Source organism: Streptosporangium sp. NPDC000509, from assembly GCF_042898365.1.
Classification (GTDB): Bacteria; Actinomycetota; Actinomycetes; order Streptosporangiales; family Streptosporangiaceae; genus Streptosporangium.
Window position 1 is genome coordinate 77,534 of record NZ_JBIAYX010000012.1, and the last position, 20,235, is coordinate 97,768.

At 71.3% G+C, this 20,235-nt stretch carries 20 protein-coding genes; 8 read left to right on the forward strand and 12 right to left on the reverse strand.

Annotation, left to right across the window (positions count from 1 at the left end):
* Positions 1-16: 16 nt before the first annotated feature.
* Complete coding sequence (locus ACFY3D_RS22580; protein ID WP_389982000.1) at positions 17-907, forward strand: SGNH/GDSL hydrolase family protein; 891 nt, start codon at positions 17-19, stop codon at positions 905-907.
* A 93-nt stretch (positions 908-1,000) separates the two neighbouring features.
* Here the strand turns inward: ACFY3D_RS22580 and ACFY3D_RS22585 are convergent, their stop codons facing one another.
* From ACFY3D_RS22585 to ACFY3D_RS22605, 5 genes are all read right to left on the reverse strand, one after another.
* Complete coding sequence (locus ACFY3D_RS22585) at positions 1,001-1,606, reverse strand: response regulator transcription factor (protein ID WP_362925698.1); 606 nt, start codon at positions 1,604-1,606, stop codon at positions 1,001-1,003.
* Entirely contained in the window at positions 1,603-2,655 is a 1,053-nt protein-coding gene (locus ACFY3D_RS22590) for a sensor histidine kinase (protein WP_389982003.1), read from the reverse strand. The genes ACFY3D_RS22585 and ACFY3D_RS22590 overlap by 4 nt, the downstream gene beginning before the upstream one ends.
* A 103-nt stretch (positions 2,656-2,758) precedes the next feature.
* Positions 2,759-3,484, reverse strand: a complete 726-nt coding sequence (locus ACFY3D_RS22595) for an ABC transporter permease (RefSeq protein WP_389982005.1) — start codon at positions 3,482-3,484, stop codon at positions 2,759-2,761.
* Positions 3,484-4,455 carry an ABC transporter ATP-binding protein gene (locus tag ACFY3D_RS22600; protein ID WP_389982007.1) on the reverse strand — a complete coding sequence of 324 codons (972 nt, stop codon included), beginning with the start codon at positions 4,453-4,455 and terminating at the stop codon, positions 3,484-3,486. The genes ACFY3D_RS22595 and ACFY3D_RS22600 overlap by 1 nt, the downstream gene beginning before the upstream one ends.
* Before the next feature lie 215 nt (positions 4,456-4,670).
* The gene (locus tag ACFY3D_RS22605; RefSeq protein WP_389982009.1) at positions 4,671-5,417 is read right to left on the reverse strand and encodes an alpha/beta fold hydrolase; all 747 of its coding nucleotides are present in this window, start codon (positions 5,415-5,417) and stop codon (positions 4,671-4,673) included.
* An 82-nt stretch (positions 5,418-5,499) separates the two neighbouring features.
* Between ACFY3D_RS22605 and ACFY3D_RS22610 the strand changes: the two genes are divergently transcribed.
* Positions 5,500-6,459 (forward strand): helix-turn-helix transcriptional regulator, encoded by a 960-nt coding sequence (locus tag ACFY3D_RS22610; protein WP_389982011.1) that lies wholly within the window; start codon positions 5,500-5,502, stop codon positions 6,457-6,459.
* 64 nt (positions 6,460-6,523) lie between these two features.
* Here the strand turns inward: ACFY3D_RS22610 and ACFY3D_RS22615 are convergent, their stop codons facing one another.
* Entirely contained in the window at positions 6,524-7,378 is an 855-nt protein-coding gene (locus ACFY3D_RS22615) for an alpha/beta fold hydrolase (RefSeq protein WP_389982013.1), read from the reverse strand.
* Between the two features lie 113 nt (positions 7,379-7,491).
* On the opposite strand from ACFY3D_RS22615, the gene ACFY3D_RS22620 reads away from it, so the two are divergent.
* Positions 7,492-8,634 carry a sigma-70 family RNA polymerase sigma factor gene (locus tag ACFY3D_RS22620; protein ID WP_389982015.1) on the forward strand — a complete coding sequence of 381 codons (1,143 nt, stop codon included), beginning with the start codon at positions 7,492-7,494 and terminating at the stop codon, positions 8,632-8,634.
* A gap of 167 nt (positions 8,635-8,801) precedes the next feature.
* Here the strand turns inward: ACFY3D_RS22620 and ACFY3D_RS22625 are convergent, their stop codons facing one another.
* Entirely contained in the window at positions 8,802-9,092 is a 291-nt protein-coding gene (locus ACFY3D_RS22625) for a DUF1905 domain-containing protein (protein ID WP_389982017.1), read from the reverse strand.
* Between the two features lie 238 nt (positions 9,093-9,330).
* A complete protein-coding gene (locus ACFY3D_RS22630; protein WP_362901322.1) occupies positions 9,331-9,513 on the reverse strand; it encodes a hypothetical protein in 183 nt (60 codons plus the stop codon).
* A gap of 474 nt (positions 9,514-9,987) precedes the next feature.
* Here ACFY3D_RS22630 and tuf point away from each other — a divergent pair, with 474 nt between their 5' ends.
* On the forward strand, positions 9,988-11,160 hold the full coding sequence (gene tuf, locus ACFY3D_RS22635) for an elongation factor Tu (RefSeq protein ID WP_389982019.1): 1,173 nt from the start codon (positions 9,988-9,990) through the stop codon (positions 11,158-11,160).
* Between the two features lie 504 nt (positions 11,161-11,664).
* Positions 11,665-11,952 (forward strand): DUF3040 domain-containing protein, encoded by a 288-nt coding sequence (locus ACFY3D_RS22640; protein ID WP_389982022.1) that lies wholly within the window; start codon positions 11,665-11,667, stop codon positions 11,950-11,952.
* Between the two features lie 259 nt (positions 11,953-12,211).
* Here ACFY3D_RS22640 and ACFY3D_RS22645 read toward each other — a convergent pair whose 3' ends face one another.
* Together ACFY3D_RS22645 and ACFY3D_RS22650 are read right to left on the reverse strand one after the other, a co-directional pair.
* A complete protein-coding gene (locus ACFY3D_RS22645; protein WP_389982025.1) occupies positions 12,212-13,870 on the reverse strand; it encodes a penicillin-binding transpeptidase domain-containing protein in 1,659 nt (552 codons plus the stop codon).
* A gap of 46 nt (positions 13,871-13,916) precedes the next feature.
* Positions 13,917-14,567: a lysophospholipid acyltransferase family protein gene (locus ACFY3D_RS22650; RefSeq protein WP_389982028.1), complete on the reverse strand. Its 651-nt coding sequence runs from the start codon at positions 14,565-14,567 to the stop codon at positions 13,917-13,919.
* Positions 14,568-15,355: 788 nt separating this feature from the next.
* Here ACFY3D_RS22650 and ACFY3D_RS22655 point away from each other — a divergent pair.
* A complete protein-coding gene (locus tag ACFY3D_RS22655) occupies positions 15,356-16,156 on the forward strand; it encodes a cellulose binding domain-containing protein (RefSeq protein ID WP_389982031.1) in 801 nt (266 codons plus the stop codon).
* Positions 16,157-16,234: 78 nt separating this feature from the next.
* On the opposite strand, the gene ACFY3D_RS22660 is transcribed toward ACFY3D_RS22655, so the two are convergent.
* Both ACFY3D_RS22660 and ACFY3D_RS22665 read right to left on the reverse strand, forming a co-directional pair.
* Positions 16,235-16,708 carry a hypothetical protein gene (locus ACFY3D_RS22660; RefSeq protein ID WP_389982034.1) on the reverse strand — a complete coding sequence of 158 codons (474 nt, stop codon included), beginning with the start codon at positions 16,706-16,708 and terminating at the stop codon, positions 16,235-16,237.
* A 268-nt stretch (positions 16,709-16,976) separates the two neighbouring features.
* Positions 16,977-17,954, reverse strand: coding sequence for a tyrosine-type recombinase/integrase (locus ACFY3D_RS22665; protein WP_389775180.1), 978 nt, complete (start codon positions 17,952-17,954; stop codon positions 16,977-16,979).
* Positions 17,955-18,080: 126 nt separating this feature from the next.
* On the opposite strand from ACFY3D_RS22665, the gene ACFY3D_RS22670 reads away from it, so the two are divergent.
* Both ACFY3D_RS22670 and ACFY3D_RS22675 read left to right on the forward strand, forming a co-directional pair.
* Positions 18,081-18,878 (forward strand): GNAT family N-acetyltransferase, encoded by a 798-nt coding sequence (locus ACFY3D_RS22670; protein ID WP_389982037.1) that lies wholly within the window; start codon positions 18,081-18,083, stop codon positions 18,876-18,878.
* 116 nt (positions 18,879-18,994) lie between these two features.
* Positions 18,995-20,107 carry a winged helix DNA-binding domain-containing protein gene (locus ACFY3D_RS22675; RefSeq protein ID WP_389982040.1) on the forward strand — a complete coding sequence of 371 codons (1,113 nt, stop codon included), beginning with the start codon at positions 18,995-18,997 and terminating at the stop codon, positions 20,105-20,107.
* Positions 20,108-20,235 lie beyond the last annotated feature (128 nt).

The window sequence follows — 20,235 nt, forward strand, 5'->3', positions numbered from 1 at the left end:
TCTCAGCGGAGGTGTCATGCTTCGCACGACTGTGACAGCACTCACAGGGCTGGCCGCCCTCATGACCGCCTGGGTGCCCCCGGCCGGAGCCACCCGGACGGCGGAGCCCTGGCGGCCGGTGGTCATGGCCGCGCTCGGCGACTCCATCAGCGCGGGATTCAACGCCTGCGGCTGGTATCTCACCTGCGCCTCACGCTCCTGGTCCACCGGTGACCATCCGAGCGTCCAGAGTCAGTACACGAGGCTGCGGGCCGCGGACGTGGTCGCCGGGAGCACGGTGAACCTCGCCGTCCCCGGTTCCACCAGCGCCGACCTCGCCGGGCAGGTGGCCCGGGCGGTCAGTCGGCGTGCCGACTACGTGACGGTGCTGATCGGCGCCCAGGACGCCTGCGTGTCCGCCGAACGGCTGATGACCCCCGTGGCCGTCTACGAGAGGCGGGTGGCCGAGGCCCTGGCGCTGTTCCGTGCCGGGCGGCCCGGCGGCCGGGTGTTCGTGGCGAGCGTCCCCGACCTCAAGCGGCTGTGGCAGATCGGCAGGAAGAACTCGGTGGCGCGCGGGTTCTGGGCGGTGGGCCGGATCTGCCCCACCATGCTGGCGCGGCCCACCTCGACCTCGGCGGCCGACCAGGCGCGCCGTGACCGGGTGCGCGCCAGGGTGGCCGACTACAACGCCGCGCTCGCCAGGGTCTGCGCGGCGTACGGCCCCGCCTGCAGGTTCGACGGCAACGAGGTCTTCAGGCAGCGCTTCACGATCGGCCACCTGAGCAAGTGGGACTTCTTCCACCCCAACGCCACGGGCCAGAAGCTGATCGCGGAGAAGACCTACGCGATGATGCGCGACTGGCTCACCGAGGACGACACAGCGGGCGACACCGGGCCCGTCCCGGCCCCGGCCCCCGTTCTTTGATCTCGGCCCGCCCGGCGCCGTGCGCGCCTCCGTTGCGCACGGCGCCGGTTCTCCCTCGTGGCCGGTTCGTTTCGGGGAGGTGAGGCGGGTGGTCTAGAGCCAGCCGTTGTGCCGGGCGGTGCGGGCGGCCTCGATGCGGTTGCGGGTGCCGGTCTTGCCGATCGCGGCGGACAGGTAGTTGCGCACGGTGCTCTCCGACAGGTGCAGCCGCCGTGAGATGTCGGAGATCGCCGCGCCGTCGGCCGCCGCGGCGAGCACGTCCCGTTCGCGATCGGTGAGCGGGCTGGTACCGGTGCTCAGCGCGGCGGCGGCCAGTACGGGGTCGATCACCTTCTCGCCGGCCAGGACCCGGCGGATCGCCGCGGCGAGATCCTCGACGGGACCGTCCTTGACCATGAACCCGGCGGCGCCCGCCTCCATCGCCCGCCGCAGGTAGCCCGGCCTGCCGAAGGTGGTCAGGATCAGCACCCTGCAGCCCGGCAACCCGTCCCGCAGCCCGGCCGCGGCCTCCAGGCCACTCGCTCCCGGCATCTCGATGTCCAGCAGGGCGACGTCGGGTCGCACGGCGAGCGCGACCGGCACGACCTCGTCGCCCCTGGTGACCGTGGCGACCACCTCGATGTCGTCCTCCAGGTCGAGAAGCAGGGCGAGCGCGCTGCGCATCATGCCCTGGTCTTCGGCGAGCAGAACTTTGATCATGGAAGCGTCACCCTCAGCAGGAAGCCGTCGTGGTCATGGGTCTCCAGCGTCCCGCCGAGTGCGACGACCCGCTCGGTCAGGCCGCGCAGGCCGTTGCCCGCCGGGCTCCCGCCGCGTCCCCGGCCGTCGTCACGGATCTCCAGCGTCGTTCCCTCCAGGAGGATCTCACAGGTGCCCGCGGCGCTGTGGCGGACCACGTTGGTCACCCCTTCCCGCACGGCCCAGCCCAGCAGGGCGTCGGCCTCCGGTGCCCGCCGTTCCCCGGTGACGGTGACGGTGACGGTGATACCCGCGTCGGCCAGGGCCGTGCGCGCCGAGGCCAGCTCCGCGTCGAGCCCTCGGCCCCGATAGCCGGTGACCGCGGCCCTCACCTCGGTGAGCGCCTCCCTGCCGACAGCCTCGATGTCGGCCGCCTGCCGCGCCGCGGCCTCGGCGTCGCGGGGGGCGAGCCGTCGTACGGCCTCCGCCTTGACCACCATCACCGACAGGGTGTGCCCGAGCAGGTCGTGCAGGTCGCGGGAGAAGCGCAGCCGCTCCTCGGCCACCGCGACCCGGGCCAGCTCCTCACGGGTCTCCTGGAGTTCGGCGATCACGGAGAACAGCTTCAGGACGACGCTGACCACGAGGCCGCCGGTGGTCGTCCCCCAGCTGGCCAGGGAGATGCTCTGCCAGCTCGCCCCCGAGCGCCACATCACCGCCACCAGTGCGAGTGTGAGCGCGGTGAGGATGACGTAGACGGATCGGCCGCGCAGTACGACCCCGCAGGCGATGGTCATCAGCGGCGCGAGGTAGAACCAGTTGTGCGCGAAGCCCGCCAGCAGCAGGAAGGCCACCGTGAGCAGCCCGGCCAGCGCCACGGTCGCCGCGCGCCGCCCATTGTGGAAGGCCAGCCGGACGCACAGCACGTACAGTACGGCGAAGACGGCGACGCCCAGCGCGGCCGGCACCGTGGGCCGCACCTGGCCCGCCGCGAGGTCACTGATCGGGGGGTAGGCGAGCAGCAGCCACGGGTAGAAGGCGAACTCTCCCGGACCTCCCCGCCTCGTCACCCTCCCCTGCCCCTTCCGGGCCTTTTCCCCGCCCGGCACCTTCCCCGGCGTCTCCCGGGGCCGCTCCGCCTTCCCGTTCACCCGGCCACTCCCATCACGCGGCTCATCGCACGCGCCCTGCCCGGCGGTAGCCGTACACCGCCAGGATTCCGAAGACGACCAGCCAGCCGGTCAGGATCAGCGCCGTGCCGGCCCCGGGCGTCTCGCCGAAGGCGACCTTACGCGGCAGGTCGGCGTAGCCGAAGCTCGGCGTCCACTGTGCGACGACCCTCAGCCAGGAGGGGAAGCCCTCGGTGGGCAGCCACAGTCCTCCGACGATCGCCATCGTCATGTTGGCCGCGATGGTGAACACGGCGGCGGTCTGGCCGCTGAACAGGTAGCCGAGGGCCATGCCGAGCAGAGTGAAGGGCAGGGAACCCACCCAGAGCAGGAGCACGATCGAGATCCACTGCCAGACCTCCAGCCGTACCCCGTTGAGCAGCGCCGCCGACAGGCACGCCCCGGTGATCGCGGGCAGCACCATGAGCACACCGGTCGCCGCCTTGCCCGCGACCACCCGTACCGGGGCGAGGGGAGTGGTCCGCAGCTGCCGCAGCCAGCCCGCGGTCCTGTCCTCGGCGATGCCGGCGCCGTTGTTGAAGGCCGAGCCGATCGCGCCGAAGGCGGCCATGTTGACCATCATGTAGAGGGCGGCCCAGACGCGGTCGTCGCCCGCCACTCCGAGGTTGGTGAAGACGAGGTACATCGTCACGGGCATCGCGAAACCCATGATCACGTATCCGGGGTCGCGGAGGATTCTGGTGACCTCCAGGCGGACGTAGCCGAGCATCAGACCTCCACCTCCGACGGTCTCGGTGCCCGCCCTGCCCGTCCCGCCGGTCCTGTCGGCCCTGTCGTCCGGCCTGCCTGTCCTGTCAGTGCGAGGAAGGCGTCCTCGAGCGCGGCGGGAACGACCTCGAGGTCTCGTACGCCTCCCGCCGCCGCCAGTGCCACGACGGTGGCGTCGGCGTCGCGGGTACGCAGGTGGGCTCGCTCCCCCCGGATCTCGACGGAGACGACCCCGGGCAGGCGTTCCAGGAAGGCGCCGTCCCCGCCGGCGGTGACGCTGACCGTGGACAGCGCGACCAGCCGCTTGATCTCCCCGCTGGTGCCGTCGGCCACGATCCGGCCTTTGTCGACCACCACGACCCGGTCGGCGTACTCGTCGGCCTCCTCCAGGTAGTGAGTGGAGAACAGGATCGTCCTGCCGCGCGCGGTGAAGGCGCGCATGCTCTCCCAGAACTCCCGCCTGGCCCGTACGTCCAGCGCCGCGGTCGGCTCGTCGAGCAGGATCAGCTCGGGGTCTCCGGCCAGCGCGAGCGCGAAGCGGACCCGCTGTGCCTGGCCGCCCGACAACCGCTCCAGCCTGCGACCGGCGAGCCCTTCCAGCCCGGCGATCGACAGCACCTCCTGCAGGGGGAGCGGCGCCCGATAGGTCCCCGAGACGAATCCGACCAGCTCGCGGACCGTGGTCCGGGAGACGAGGCCGCCCTCCTGGGGCATCGCCGCCAGCCGCCCGCTCCGGATCGCGTCCTCGGGGGTGCCCCCGAGGACGCGTACCGTCCCGGAGTCGGGGGTCAGCAACCCGAGCAGCAACGCGATCGTGGTCGACTTTCCCGCGCCGTTGGGACCGAGGAGGGCGACGGTGCGCCCGGCGGGGATGCCGAGGCTGAGACCGTCCACGGCGCGCACCGCCCCGAAGCGTTTGGTCACGTCCTTGAGTGACACCGTGTCATTCGCGTCATTCGTGTCGTCTGTCATGTGGACGACGCTACGGAGCGTGCGTTGTTCGAGGCAGATCCATCGATCCACAGCCAGTCATGACAAATGTCCCGGTGCTCCGCCCTTCCGAGAACTCCGGGATGTCCGGCCCTCCCGGGCTCGCCGGGGCCCGGCCGGTCCGCCAGGGCATCGCGGGGCCCTGGCGCCGTGCTCTCCGAGGTTCTCCGAGGTTCCCCGCCCGAGCCTGCCCCCTCTCAGCCCGCCAGCGCGGCCAGCGCGGCGGCGGTCTCCCGCGGCCTGGAGACCATCGGCCAGTGACCGGTCGGCACCGCGACGAAGCTCCACTCGGGCCCGGCGAGCGCGGCGAAGAAGGGATGACCGGAGGCGATCATGGCGTGCACCTGCTCCAGCGGGAACGAGCACGTGACAAGCGTCTTGGGCAGCTCGTCCGCGCCCCCCTTGAGCATCAGGGGCTGGGTCATGGTCCCGTACGGCTGCGGGGTCGCGCGGGCGGCGAGCCACTCGCGCTCGGCCTGGCCCAGTCCTTCCAGGCCAGCGCCGGCACGCTCGTGCTCCTCCCAGGAGGGGAACGGGTAGTGCACTCCCTCGCCCCGCTCGGTGACCCGCCTCTCGACGAACGCTCGCCACTCGGGCTCCTGGAGGTCCAGCTGGGACATCCCGTCCACCATCGGTCCGCTGTCGACGTAGACGATCCGGGCGACGCGCTCGGGAATCCGGTCGGCCGCACCGGTGACCGGGGCGCCGGCCCCGCTGTGGGCGACGAGGATCACCTCGGTCAGATCCGCGAAGACGACGGTGTTGACGATGTCCTGGATGTGGGTCTCCAGGTCGACCTCGGGGCCCGCCAGGTGAACCCTGTCACCCAGGCCGGTGAGCGTGACCGGGCGGACGTCGTGTCCGGCCTCGCGCAGCGGCCCGGTGACCTTCTCCCAGGCCCACGCGCCGAGCCAGAAACCGGGGACCAGGACGTAGGTGCTCATACTGTCTCTCCTCTGTTCGCCTGGTTTCACCCTAGGATCGAATCCGGACAGTATCCGTCCTGATTTTCGAGGGGATTTACGGATGACCGCAGCCCGGGTGCTCGCGTTGCTGGAGTTGCTGCAGGCCGCCCCCGGCCTGACCGGCTCCGACCTCGCCGCGCGGCTGGAGGTGGACGAGCGCACGGTCCGCCGCTACGCGGTGAGGCTGTCAGAGCTCGGGGTGCCGGTCCAGGCCGAGCGGGGCCGGTACGGCGGCTACCGGCTGCTGCCCGGCTACAAGCTCCCGCCGCTCATGCTCACCGACGACGAGGCCACCGCCGTGGTGCTGGGGCTGCTGGCCGGGAGACGGACCGGGCTCGCGGTGGGGGAGGCCGCGACCGAGAGCGCGCTGGCCAAGATCCAGAGGGTGCTCCCGCGCCCGCTGCGCGAGCGCGTCGAGGCGGTGTCGGAGACGCTGGGGCACACCGGGAACGCGGCGCCGAGGGTGAGCGCTCCGAGGGCGGGACCGCTGCTCGCCCTCGCCGGCGCCGCCCGGCGCCGGGTCACCGTCCGGCTGGCCTACCGTTCCTGGCGCGGTGACGCCTCCGAGCGCGATCTGGACCCGTACGGCATCGTCTTCCACTCCGGCCGATGGTACGTCGCCGGGCTTGACCACGGCAGCGGGGAGATCAGGACGTTCCGGGTGGATCGGGTGGCGGACGCCGCGCGTACCGAGCGGGGCTTCCAGGTTCCCGACGGCTTCGACCCGGTGGCCCACGTGGTCGGATCGCTCTCGGCGGTGCCGTACCGGCACGAGGTCAAAGTGCTGCTGGAGACCACCCTGGAGGAGGCCGCCGCGTGGATCCCCGCCGCCACGGCGACGCTGGCCGAGGTCCCCGGCGGGGTGTTGCTGTCCACCAGGGCCGAGCGGCTGGACGGGATGGCGCGCATGCTCGCCGGGTTCGGCCGGCCGTTCACCGTGATCGCCCCTGCGGAGCTGCGCGACGAGGTCAGGGCATTGGCAGCCCGCCTCGTCGCCTCCGCCGACGCCTCCCCGCCCTGAAGGCGCTCGGGAGGAGGATTTCCAGCCGGTGGGGATCCGTCACGCGTGCTCACGGCGCCGTCGCTCAGCCTTCCCGCGAGGGCTCGCTTTCCCGCAGGACCTCGCGCAGCCGGGGGACGAATCCCTCGGGGTCGTCGAGGAAGGCGATGTGGCCACCGGGGAAGTACGTCGGCTCCGTGCCGAGCGCGGAGGCGAGCGCGGTCGACGTGTGATCGCAGAGCTGGCCTGCCGACTCCTTCCCGATGCCGACCACGATGCGGGGCGACCCGGCCCGCAGCGCGGCGATGTCGGGCTGCCAGCGGGTGGTTCCGCGCATCTCGTGCAGGAACCAGAAGCGCTCGTCCGCCGCCTGCTGCGGATCGGGCTCGTCCGGTGCCTGCGCGGGGCCGTCGGCGGACTCCTCGAAGTCGGGCAGCGGGATGTTCGCGTTGATCATGAACTTGGTCCAGGCACCCGTGACGTCGCCGGAGACGTAGGTGGCGATGATGTCCTCGACCGCCGCGTCGCGCTCGTCGGGGTTGTCGAGCAGGCGGTTCAGCGGGGGCTCGTGCGCGATCACGGTACGCACCCGCTCGGGATGGGCGACGGCGAGCGCCAGCGCGGTGACGGCGCCGCCGCTGGAGCCGAAGACCGCGGCAGGGCCGGCGTCGAGGTGGGCGAGGAGCAGGGAGAGGTCGTCGGCGCGCAGTCGCGGGGTTGAGTCCTGGCCGGGGGTGTCGAGGAAGCTTCGGTTGACGCCCCGCGGGTCGGTGGTGAGCACGGTGTGGTCGGTGGCGAGCAGGCCGGCCAGCGGCGCGAAGTGATCGGCGTGCATCGGGGCGCCGACGAGCGCCACGAGAGGGCCCTGCCCCCGCACCTCGTAGTGGAGTGTGGCGCCGGGGACCTTGAGGGACCCGGTGGTGACGGTGGTGCGGCTCATCGCGATCTCCTGGAACAGTCCGGAACGGTGCTGTGGTGCTCGGTCGAAGTGAAGACTGCCAGCGTGGGGCAGAATCGTCGCTCGTGAGGGAAATTTCTTCGCGGTTCGCGGACATGACGGTGGAAGGTGCCGGGGAGGCCGATCCGGCGCGGACGCGTGCCCGGGACGAGGACCTCGCCCCGGGCCGCGACGGGGGCACCGATCCGGCTCGCGACGGGGACACAGACGGGAACACCGACAGGGACATCGACGGGAACACCGACCTGGTCCGGGCGCGTGCCGGGGACGACGCGGCGTTCACCCGTCTCGTGGAGCCGTTGCGCCGCGAACTGCACGCCCACTGCTACCGCATGCTCGGCTCCACCCACGACGCCGACGACGCCTTGCAGGATGCCCTGCTGCGGGCCTGGCGGGGACTCGCTCGTTTCGAGGGCCGAAGCTCGCTGCGCTCGTGGCTCTACACCGTGGCCACCCGCACCTGCCTGGACGTCGTCGGCGCCCGGGGCAGGCGGGCACTGCCCGTCGACCTCGGCCCCTCCAGCGACCGGGCCGTGCTCGGCGACCCCCCGCTGACCGACGTCGCCTGGCTGAGCCCCTATCCCGACGCCGGTCTCACCGGCGCCCCCGTGGGCCCGGACACCCGCTACGAGCAGCGCGAAGCCGTCGAGCTCGCCTTCGTCGCGGCCTTGCAGCACCTGCCGGGCAACCAGCGGGCGGCACTGCTGCTGTTCGAGGTCCTCGGCTTCTCCGCCGCGGAGATCGCCCTCACGATGGACACCACCACCACGTCGGTGAACAGCGCCCTGGCGCGAGCGCGCAGGGTCGTCGCGGACAAGGTCTTCCCCCGCACGCAGCAGCCGACATTGCGGAAGATCGGCGACGCCCGCGTACGGGAGATCGTCGCCGACTACTCCTCCGCGCTGGAACGCGGCGACACCGACGCCCTGGTCGCGCTGCTGACCGAGGACGTCACCTGGTCGATGCCGCCGATGGCGCACTGGTACCGCGGTCTGGAGGCCGTCACCGACTTCGCCGTACGGGTTCCGCTGACGACGTGCGGAAGCTGGCGGCACCTCCCGGTCGGCGCGAACGGCCAGCCGGGAGTGGGCTGCTACCTCTGGGACGAGGGCGCCGCCGCGCATCTCGCCTGGTCGATCAACGTGTTCACCCTGCGCGGCGATCGGATCGCCGGCATCACCTCGTTCGTCGACCCCGGCCATTTCGCCGCCTTCGGACTGCCCGCGTCACTGCCCTGAGCCCGGAGCAGGCCGAGGAGCCGGTCCCCCCGCCGGGACGACGCATGCCCGTCGGCACCGCGGCATCGGCCGATCCGTCGGCGCGTCACGGGAGGCCGGCCCGGACTCGCGACCAGGACTCGGGCACCTCTCTCAGGGCGGCACGGGGCCGCCGCTCCGCCCGGGGGTCAGCTGAACCGCCGGTCGAGGTGGAACGTCACCTCGGCGCCGGCCTGGTTCTTGCCGATGAGCTTGCACAGCGCGGCCCTGATGGGAAGCCAGTGCGGGCCGTCGCCCGACGGCATGAGGGTGGCGGTGAACGGGTGGCCGTCGATCGTCCCGCCGACCCTCACGGCCCGCCTCGTGCCGAGGAGTTCGGCGGAGTCCGGCACGGTCACGTAGGTGGCGAAGGCTCCGTCCTTCTCGATGGGCGCTGTGAAGGCGTGGTCGAGCGGTTGTGCGGGTTTCTGCGCGGACATCTTCGTCTCCTGACGTCGTCTTGAGTCACCGGAAGTCATCGGGAAAGCCGTCTGCCGATGAGGTGTCGCCACCGGGCCGGAGGTTTTGGCGCCGGTGGAAGAGGTGACTCCCGCGACGGGATGGAATCGTCGCTCATGGGCGAGAATCGTCCGCGGACCGTCGGCGGACATCGCGCCGAACCGTGATCGGGTGTCGGGGGTGGACCCCCGACACCCGATCACGGTCTCACGCCCTCGGCTACTGGACCGACCGCCCACCCGGGTGGGCGGGCTCCGCCTCCGGCACCCTGACCTCGGGCTGCCCGGAGTGTTTCCTCGCCTCCTTCGCCGCTCGTGTCGCCTTGATCGCGGCCTTCTTGCTCTTTCCCGAGCTCTTCGCGGCCTTGTTCCTGGAATCCTTGGCTTCCTTGGCGTCCGTCATCGTTTCCCCCGTTGTGCTTGATGGACGATGCCTTCGATTAGGCATTCAAGGCGGTTTAATACCCTTTACCGGCATCAATCATCCACGTTCGGTGTCCTGTCGGACACGGAGTGTGTCCGAATGTCGTGATGGGACCCGTCGGATGCCGGGTCGTATGTCGAAGTCCTGTGCTCCGGCCGCCGGAAGCGGCGCCGGCCGCCGTGCCCGCTCGCCGTGCCCGCTCGCCGCGCACCGGGCCGGAAATCCGGTTGCGGTCCCATCCGGCCGTACCCGACCATGAACGCATGTTCCGGCACGCCACCCTCGCGACGCCCGCCACCGCGGGCGCGCCGGAGCGTGCCCCGATGTCCGCCGCACCGCGGCTCGACGGCGCGGAGCGCTGACCCCTTCTCGTGAGTCCCGGGTGACCCGGCGGGGAGGGGTCGGCCGAGCACGGGTCGCCACCACAGGCGAGCATCGAGGGAAAGAACAGTCATGGCCAAGCAGGCCTACGTGCGGAACAAGCCGCACCTCAACATCGGCACGATGGGACACGTCGACCACGGCAAGACCACGCTCACCGCGGCCATCACCAAGGTGCTCAGCGAGCGGGGCGGCGCGAGGTACGTGCCGTTCGACCGGATCGACCGTGCTCCCGAGGAGGCGACGCGGGGCATCACGATCAACATCTCCCACGTCGAGTACGAGACGGCCACGCGGCACTACGCGCACGTGGACATGCCGGGCCACGCCGACTACGTGAAGAACATGATCACGGGAGCGGCGCAGCTCGACGGGGCGATCCTGGTGGTGTCCGCGCTGGACGGAATCATGCCGCAGACCCGCGAGCACGTGCTGCTCGCGCGGCGGGTGGGTGTCGAGCACGTCGTGGTCGCGCTCAACAAGTCCGACGGGGCCGACCCGGAGCTGGCCGACCTCGTCGAGCTGGAGCTGCGGGACCTGCTCGCCGAGCACGGCTACCTGGACGTGCCCGTCGTCAGGGTCTCCGGGCTGCGGGCACTGGAGGGAGACCCGGAGTGGACGGCGTCGGTCGAGACGCTGCTCCAGGCGGTCGACGACCACGTCCCGCTGCCGGTCCGCTACACCGACGCCCCGTTCCTGCTCCCGGTGGAGAACGTGCTCACCGTCACCGGGCGGGGCACGGTCGTCACCGGGGCGATCGAGCGCGGCACGGTCAAGGTCGGCGACAGCGTCCAGGCCGTCGGGCTCGGCGAGGGTTTCACCGCCGTCGTCACCGGGGTCGAGACCTTCGGTAAGACCATGGAGCGGGGCGAGGCCGGTGACAACGCCGCGCTTCTGCTGCGCGGGGTCCGGCGCGAGCAGGTACGGCGCGGTCAGGTGCTGGCCGCACCCGGCTCCCAGAGCGCCCACCGCGCCTTCACCGCCCGCGTCTACCTCCTGACCGGGCAGGAGGGCGGGCGCAGTGGCGCCGTCGCGACGGGTTACCGGCCGCAGTTCTACCTGCGGACGACCGACGTACCGGGCCGGATGGACCTGGGGGACGCCGGCCTCGCGCTGCCCGGTGAGACGGTCGAGGTGACCGTGGAGCTCGGCAGGCCGGTGGCGCTGGAGGCCGGTCTCGGCTTCGCGATCCGCGAGGGCGGCAAGACGGTCGGCGCGGGAACGGTGACGGCCCCGCTCGACTGAACCGGGCTCGGCGCGATCCGGCACGGCCCGCGTCGGGCGGCCGTTCGACGCGGGCCGTGCCGGTGATGTCCCCGCACCGCGTGACGATCCGGTACGGACCGTGCCGGTGACACCCCCGCCTCCTGTGGTGAGTCGCCGTAGGAGGCGGGGACGTCACCGGCGCGAAGATCGCCACCCTTCTCGCGAGGTCGGTGGGAGGCCCGGCCAAGCGCTCTCGCTCACCGGCGCACCATCCTCGCCGCCGAGGACGTGGACGCGGCGTCAAGCGACCTGCCGGGTGGTGCGAAGGAGAAGGTCAGGGCGGTGGAATGTCGAGATCGCGGAGAAGGCTGGGAATCGCCCGACACCTCTGCGGGCGCCGTATCGCCCCCGTGAGAGGGCATGATCGCGTGCTCAGATTGCGTCCACGAAAAGAACGGGTAAATCGAAGCTCTCGGAAAGGATAATGATCTTCACGATTGGGCAGAACGTCCGCACACGGCTTGCGTTCCGGGGAGGTGATGCATGGCCTGGTCACAAGACGAGGAGCGCATGCTGCTGCAGATCGAGCGGCACCTCATCGACGAGGATCCGCGACTCGCCGCGCGGCTGGAGTCGTTCAACGAGCGCGTCCAGCGCAAGGAGGGCGGCGGCCGCAGGCGTGGCGCGAGGAAAGGGCGGGGGCGGTCCTCCTGGCGTCTCCGTCGCTCGACGGTGATCATCATGTTCAGCTGGCTGCTGATCGCGACACTGATCGCCACGCTCCTCATCATGGTGCTACGTCACGAGGCGGTCGCGGCGCTCCCGTTGTGATGGTGGTCGCCACCTTCGTCCGCCGGTCGATGTCGCGACCGCCCGAACGCTCGGAGCATTCCGGGCGTTCGGAGTGAAGACGGCGGGCGGCGCGCAGGCTCGGTCGGCGGCCGGTCGCGGCATGGGTTCAAACGGCGAGTTCACGAAGGCGGAGTACGGCTCCGGTGGGGTGACCGGCGGGTAGGCGCGAACGTCCTGATCGGCGGCGCTGCCGGGCGGGGTGCGGCCGGAGGTCCGGCAACGGACGGCTCGCGCGAGATCAGCCGAGAGCGCGCAGGAAGTCGGCGGCCACCGGGGCGGCGACCGCGCCGCCGCCCGAGCCCTCCTCGACGATCACCGCGAAGGCGACCTCGCCGCGGAAACCCATGAACCAGGCATGCGTCTTCAGGTCGCCCTGCTCGCCGTACTCGGCGGTTCCGGTCTTTCCCCGGGTGCCCCGGGGCAGGCCCGCGTCCTTGGCGGTGCCCTTGGTCACGACCGCGGACATCATCTGCTGGATGCTCGGCATGACCTCCTCGGGAAGGGCCTGCGGCTGCACTTCCTGCTTGAGCGAGGGGACCAGGGTCGGCGGACGCCAGGTGCCGTCGGCGAGCGCGGCGGCGACCGAGGCCATCATCAGCGGGCTGGCGGTGATCCGGCCCTGGCCGAACGACTCCGCGGCCAGTTCGGCGTCACTCTCGGCCTTGGGAAAGCTGCCCTTGGCGGCCGCGACGCCGATGTTGAGCGGCTTGTTGAAACCGAACAGCTCCGCGGTGCTCAGCAGCTTGTCGGCGTTCAGCCGCTCCTTGGCCAGCGGGGCGATGGTGGTGTTGCAGGAGTAGGCGAAGGAGTCGGACAGCGACACCGAACCGTAGGCGGCGTGGTTGGAGTTGCGGATCGGCAGACCGCCGACCGTGACGTCCTTGGGGCAGGTGACCCGATCGCGAGGGCTCATTCCCTCGGCCAGCAGTCCCACGGCGGTGACCGCCTTGAACGTCGAGCCGGGAGGGTAGTTGCCGTCCAGGGCACGGTTGAAGCCGCCCACGTTGTTCACCACCGCGAGGATCTCGCCGGAGGAGGGTCTGATCGCGACCAGTGCGGCGGTTTTCTTCAGGTCGCGGACCGCTTCGACGGCGGCCCGCTGGACCCGCGTGTCCAGGCTGGTCTCCAGATCCTCGCCGGCCTCGCCCTTGATCGTGTCGAGCGTCTTGACCGTCTTCTTGTCCGCGCCGACGAGTTCGATCTCGGTGTCCGGGGTGCCGGCCAGGCGCTTCTGGAAGGTGTGCTGCAGTCCGCTCGCGCCGACCGCGTCGCCCACCTTGTAGGGCACGCCCAGCTTCGCGACGCTCTTCGCGGTGGCCTTCTCCAGGTAGCCGACGATCTGCTGCACCGAGCCGCCCGCGTCGGAGCCGTCGATGCGCCCGCCGTTCGCCGAGGTGATCGCGGCTCGCTCCGGCCACTTCGTCTTCAGCGCGAAGGTGGTCTTCGCGGTCAGGTCGGGGTGGACGGCCTTGGGCGACCACCTGACCCGCCAGTGCCGGTCGACGACCGCGAGGTCGACGCTGCCGGAGTAACTCCACTCGCCGATGTCCTTGAGCTTCAGGGTGGCGGTGTATGCGGCCTGTCCCGTGCCGTCCCCGGTCTCGCGTACCCCGTCGAGCCGCACGGCGGTGCTCTGCACCGCCAGGGCCTTGCGCATGTTCTCGTACGCCGCCGGGAACGCCGGGTCCGGCGCTCCCAGCTCGGCGCGCATGCCCGCCAGGTCGCCGCGCTGCCAGGCGCCGACGAACCGCTCCGCGGTCTCCTGGGGGGTTCCCCTGGTGTGCAGGTACCACCAGGCGCCGCCCCCCGCGGCCCCCGCCACCAGGACGACGGCTGCCGACGTGATCGCGATCGTTCTGCCCCGTGCCACCTGATCCCCCCAGATCTTTTCGCCCAAGGGCCGCAGCCTAGCGTGCACTAACGCGACATATGCCGATAAAAGATCATTTGGTCTGTGAACGGCTGGGTGCGTAGCTTGTTACGTACTCTTGGCCGGAAAGCTCCTGGATCGCGAACATGATCTCGTCGGTCACCCTGCGCCGGTCACGCGCGCTCGTCTCCGAGCCGCTGAAGGTCATCGGCTTGCCGATGCGTACCTTCACCCGGCCCAGCCTGGGTCTGGCCGCTCCGATCGGCAGAACCTCCCCGGTGCCCTCCATCGCCACCGGGACCACCGGCGCGCCGGTGGCCAGGGCCAGCCAGGCGACGCCGACCTTGCCCCGGTAGAGGCGTCCGTCGGGGGAGCGGGTGCCCTCCGGATAGATGCCGAACAGCTCACCCTTCCTGAGCACCTCCGCCGCCGCGTCCAGCATGTCCTGGGCCGAGGTGGGGCTCTGCCGGTCGATGCTGATCTGGCCGGTGGCGCGCATCCACATGGCGGTGACGGGATTGCCGGTGAAGTACTCGGCCTTGGCGACGAAGCGCACCTGGCGCTTGAGCACCAGCGGCAGGAAGGTCGAGTCGAGGATCGACAGATGGTTGGAGGCCATGATGGCCGGACCCGAGACGGGGACGTGCTCGTGTCCGGTGACCGTGGTCGGCCAGAGCAGGTGCAGCATCGGAGCGCTGACGATCTTGGTCAGGCGATAGAGCACGGGCTCTCCTCATGGGACGGGTTACCCAACACTAGGCGGTGGCCCGGCGGCCAACGGTTGTACGCACCCACACAAGCGGAGCTCACAGGTTTGTAGCCCTCCTCCAACACCGTCGTGCCTTTCCGTGACGAGTCCGACGAAACCGCTCACCAGGCGCGAAGGGAGCAGGGGGAAAAGAAACGCCCCGCGGGCCGGAGGGGCCCGCGGGGCGTGACGTTTGGTGCCGATGTGGCGGTCGCCTCCTCGGCGAGAGGCACAACACGGCTCCAGCCGAACGGTATTCCGTGAAGGCGGTAATTTGCGGCCCGGGGGACACAAACCACATCGGCACGATCACTCTAACCGACGTCTGCCGCTGGTTATTCCGCTTTGAGGCCACCGGCGTGTCCCACGCGGCCGCGGGCCCCGAAGATCCGCAGGTCACAGCTCTTCGATGCTCTTCCACAGAACCGTCGGCCGAGCCCGTCGTCACCTGTGTTCGGCGGGTGTTCATCGGTGAGCGGGCGGCGAGCACCGCCTCGGCGACGCGAAACCGCGGGACGTCCCGTCTTCGCGAGATGTGAAACTTTCACCTGCTCCGTCTGCTGTCCTCAACCGGACAACGGGTGTGCGGGCGGCGTTTCCCGAGCTCTCGAAGGCCGTTCCCAGGCCTCACCGGACTGCGGGGAGGCGATGACCGTACGGGCGATGACGGTATCTGTACATCCTCCGAGAACCGTCCGAACCTGGAATCGCCGACGGGGGCGGGCAGCAGTCAACGGGGCGTTTCAACGGGAGGATGATCATTCGTGGGACTCGGTAGGGGCTCGTTACGGAACAGGGTTCTGACGTCGGCCGCGGCCACCGTGCTTCTCGCGGCAGGGGCCGTCATAGGCGGCACGGCCACCTCCGCCGCCGCGGCGGCCGGTTGCGCGGTGACCTATACCTCGCACACCTGGGGCACCTCGGCGGGCGGCTTCGTCGCCTTCATCGACATCACCAACACCGGAGACCCGCTCTCGAGCTGGGCGCTGACCTTCACGTTCCCGAGCACCCAGCGGGTCACCAGTGGCTTCAGCGCGCAGTGGAGCCAGAGCGGACAGCGGGTCACCGCCGGAAACCCCGCCTGGGGCGGATCGATCGGCTCCGGAAGGACCTTCAGCATCGGCTTCAACGGAACCTGGACCGGCGGCAACCCGCCGCCGACGGACTTCGCCCTCAACGGTGTGCCGTGCACGGTCAAGCTGGTGCCGAGTCCCACCCCCTCACCCAGCCCTTCGCCCTCCCCCGAGCGGCTGCGGATCCTCATCTCCCCCTCCAGGATCACGGTGCCCGAGGGCGGCACGGCGAGCGTCCAGGTAAGGCTCAGCCAGCGGCCTCCCGGCAACATCGTCGTAGGCACCGCGCGGGTCTACGGCGACACGGACCTGTCCGCCGGACCGCCGCTGACCTTCACCCCGGACAACTGGGATGTTCCTCAGGACCTCACCGTGACGGCGGCCGAGGACGGCGACGCGGTGAACGGCTTGGCGACCTTCGACTCCCGCAGCAGCGGGATCACCGGCAGCAGCGCCGTCCTGTGGGACGCCGTCGAGCAGGACAACGACTAGCGCACTCGCCGCCCACAGCGCCGCACCGCCGGAGCGGGGTGATCCTTCCCGGGCCTGACGGCCTGCCGGGCACTCCGCTCAGGCGGGGGCGCTCAGGGACGGCACCGCCTCGGGCAAGGGAGCCACGGCCGTCTCCGATCCCACGAGGATGGCCGAACGGGGGGTCCGCTCACGCACGTCCTCGCTGCGGATCGCCATCACGGCGGGTGGGCTGCCCAGGTCGCCGTACCGGGCGGCGACGGCCGCGGTGATCGCCCGGCCCGCGTCGGCGACCGTCTCCCTCGCCGAACCCGGTGGGCGCGCCACCGACAGGTGGCCCAGCAGCGCCGCGAACCGCAACTCCTCGGCCGCCGCGCGGGGGAGCCCGTCGTCGGACGGCGGCAGCGGCCGGTCCAGCCAGAACACCCCGCCACGCAGGAGCGCGGGATATGTCACCTCGTCCCGCTGGAGCGTGAGCACGGAATCGGCCAGCAGGCGCCCGAACTCCTTCAGGTCGGTATCGGGCGGCAGATCGGTCGTGACCAGCAGCGAAACCCGCAGTGCGTCCACCATGAGCGGCTATCCCTCCTTGAGGTGGCTCATAGTAGGGGTCGCCACCGACAGTTACGGCGCGCCCGGTGAAACGTGTCGGGATCAGATCTCGGCCACGGTGCCGCGAGAGGGGGTGTCGGCGGCGGCCCTGCCGGCCCCCGGACGGACGCGGACCGGTCTTCGATCGGCCCTCGACCGGGCGAGAACCGGTGCGGACCGGCTTTCGCCCGGTCCGTGGCCGAGGGCCGGACGAAACGACCATTCTCCGGAGGCGGATCTTCGCCGGTGGTCAGAGAGGCTTGGGCGCGGGAAGGGTGATCCTGTCGACGGCCTCGCGGCGACGCCGTTCCGGGCGGCGGTCGTAGCGCGCGGTGGTGGCGGGGGAGGAGTGGCCGACGAGAGCCTGCGCGGTGGCCAGGTCCACCCCGGCGTCGAGCAACTCGCCGATGAAGGTGCGCCGGAAGTCGTGCGGGGTGCGTGCCGAGGCCCCCGCCTCGGCCAGGCGCCTGGCCAGGATGTCGGCGACGGCCTGCCCCGTCATGGGGGCGGGCCCGCCGTTCCTGATCCGCAGTCGCCCGAGCCTGCTGATGGGGCAGAACAGGGCGCCGGCGGGGCGGCCTCGCACCGCGAGCCAGCGTTCCATCCTGGCGAGGGCCTCCGTGGTCAGGTAGACCAGCCGCTCCTTGTCGCGCTTGCCGCGCACCCGCAGCGAGCGCGACCCGGGGTCGTAGTCGGTGAGCGCGAGCCCGGCGATCTCGGCGCGGCGGCAACCGGTGGAGTAGAGCGCCGCGAGCAGGGCGGCGTCGCGGACCCCCGCCGGTGAGTCGTCGCGGTCGCACGCGGCGAGCGCGGCGCCCACCACCTCGGGCGGCACGTGCCGGCCCGCGGGCAGGCGGGTGTGCTCGACGGTCGGCAGGTCGGCGGCGCGCTGGTACTCCTCGGCGGTCATCAGGCCGAGCCGCCAGGCCTCGCGCAGCACCCTGCGCAGCGCGACCAGGTGCTTGTTGACGTACGACGGAGACCAGCCGCGCTCGGTCATCAGGGCGCGGATGCGCACGGTGTGCTCGTAGCGCAGCAGGTGCCAGGGCTGACCGGCGCCCGAGGAGACCTCGTCGCCGGAGACGAGCGCGGCGAGCCTGTCGAGGCAGCCGCGCATGGTGCGGCGGGACTCCGCGCTGGTCAGGGAGTCGAGATACACCCGATAGGGATCTCGTGCGGGCTCGATGGACGGGCCGGGCGAGGCGGGGACGGCTGGCACGCTCACCATGCGGATCCTAGCGGCCGCCTGTCGGAATCTACGCTGTAAAGGAGCCGGGACGAAACGGGAACCCGCAGACCGTGTCCAGGCCCATGGGCATGTCGAGGGCGATGAGTGTGTGGTTGGCTGTTCGCAATGAACATTTCATCACGGGCTTCCGCCTATCTCAGGGCGTACGACGAGCAGCTGCGGGCCAGGCCGATGCCGGGTCGCACTGCCGAGCGGATCGGGCCGCTGCTGAGGACCGTGTCGAACGGTCACGGCCAGGGTTTCCTGACATATCGGGACCTGGGTGGTCTGGCGGGCGCCGAACTGGACGCTTTCATCGCGAGGCAGCGGGACTTCTTCACCCGGGTCGGACGCGAGGTCGAGTGGAAGTACCACGGCTACGACCTGCCCGCGGACCTGCCCGAGCGGCTCGCGGCGGCCGGGTTCGAGCCGGGGGAACGGGAGACGGTGTTCGTCGGCGAGGCCGGTGAGCTGGCCGACACCAAGGCGGCGCCCGCGGGGATACGGCTGCGCGAGGTGACGGGGCGGGACGACCTGGAGCGCATCCGCGAGCTGGAGGAGACGGTCTGGGACGCGGACCACGGCTGGCTGCCCGGCATGCTGGAGCGCGACCTCGCGGGGCCCGGGGATCCGTGCGCGGTGGTGATCGCCGAGGCGGACGGGCAGGTGGTGTGCGCGGCGTGGGCGCGCTTTCACGAGGGCACCGACTTCGCCTCGCTCTGGGGCGGTTCGACCCTGAAGGAGTGGCGGGGCAGGGGCGTTTACCGGGCGATGGTGTCGTACCGGGCGGAGCTGGCGGTGGCGCGGGGCTTCCGTCTGGTGCAGGTGGACGCCTCCGGCGACAGCCGCCCGATCCTCGCGAGGCTGGGCCTGGAGGCGATCACGACGACGACGCCGTACGTGTGGGTGCCACCGACCCTCTGATCACCCGGGATGTTTTGTCGGATGCCGGCGATATCCTGGCGCGGATCCGCGAACGGACATCACGGGTCGTCGGGCCCCGGGGCCGCGACATCGTGACGCGTCACGAGAGGACACGCATGCCCGAGGTGCTCAGCCGGCGCGCGCTCAACCGGGCCACGCTGGAGCGGCAGCTGCTGCTGGCCCGTGCGGAGCTGTCCGCACTGGAGGCGGTCCGGCATCTGTACGGCATGCAGGCCCAGGCGCCGAATCCTCCCTACATCGGATTGTGGACCCGCCTGTCGGGGTTCGCCCACGACGATCTCGCCCGGCTGATCAACGAGCGCCTGGTGGTGCGGCTGTCGCTGATGCGCTCCACCATCCACCTGGTCACCGCCGACGACTGCCTGGCGTTGCGCCCGCTGCTCGGCCCCATGTTGGCGCGGGGCCTACGCGGTCCCGCGCACGGCAGGGGCCTGGCGGAGGTGGACCTGGACGAGCTCGCCGCCGCGGGGCGGAAGCTGGTGGAGGAGCGCCCCCTCACCTTCCGCGAGCTCGGCGCGCTCCTGCGGGAGCGGTGGCCGGAGGCTCCCGCCTCCGACCTGGTCGCCGGGGTGCGCAACACACTGGCTCTGGTCCAGGTCCCGCCGAGGGGGATCTGGGGGGTGGGCGGGCAGGCCGCCCACACCACCGCCGAGGCGTGGCTGGGCCGTTCCCAGGACGAGCGGCCCAGCCGTGTCTCCGCGGAGGAGGCGATCCGCCGTTACCTCGCCGCCTACGGTCCTGCCACGGTGATGGACGTCCAGCAGTGGTCGGGCATGACCCGGCTGGGGGAGATCGTCCGGGGAATGGGCCTGCGGACCTTCACGACCGAGGACGGCGCGGAGGTGTTCGACCTGCCGGAGGCGTCGCGCCCGGACCCCGGGACTCCCGCCCCGGTGCGTTACCTGTCGGAGTTCGACAACACGCTGCTGTCGTTCGCCCAGCGGACCAGGACCCGGATCGCGGAGGAGGAGTACCGCGGGCGGATCTTCACTGTCAACGGCATCATCAAGGCGACGGTGCTGGTCGACGGTTTCGTACGGGGCATGTGGAAGGTGACGCGAAAACGGGGCGAGGCGATCATGGAGGTCGAGCTCTTCGCACCGGTGAGCGAGCGGGAGCGGGCGGATCTGGAGGTGGAGGGGGCGCGCATGCTCGACTTCGTCGCCCCCGAGGCGACGTCCCGCGACATCCGCCTCCTCGAAGCCTGAGCCCGTCGTTCCCATGACGGTCGGAGTGGGAGACGTCGCTTCCGCGAGGCGGAGGTCCGGGTGTGTGGGTTTCCGTGCGACCGGAGCGAGGGCGTTTCCGCGAGGCCGGGGTCCGGGGCATCGCTCTT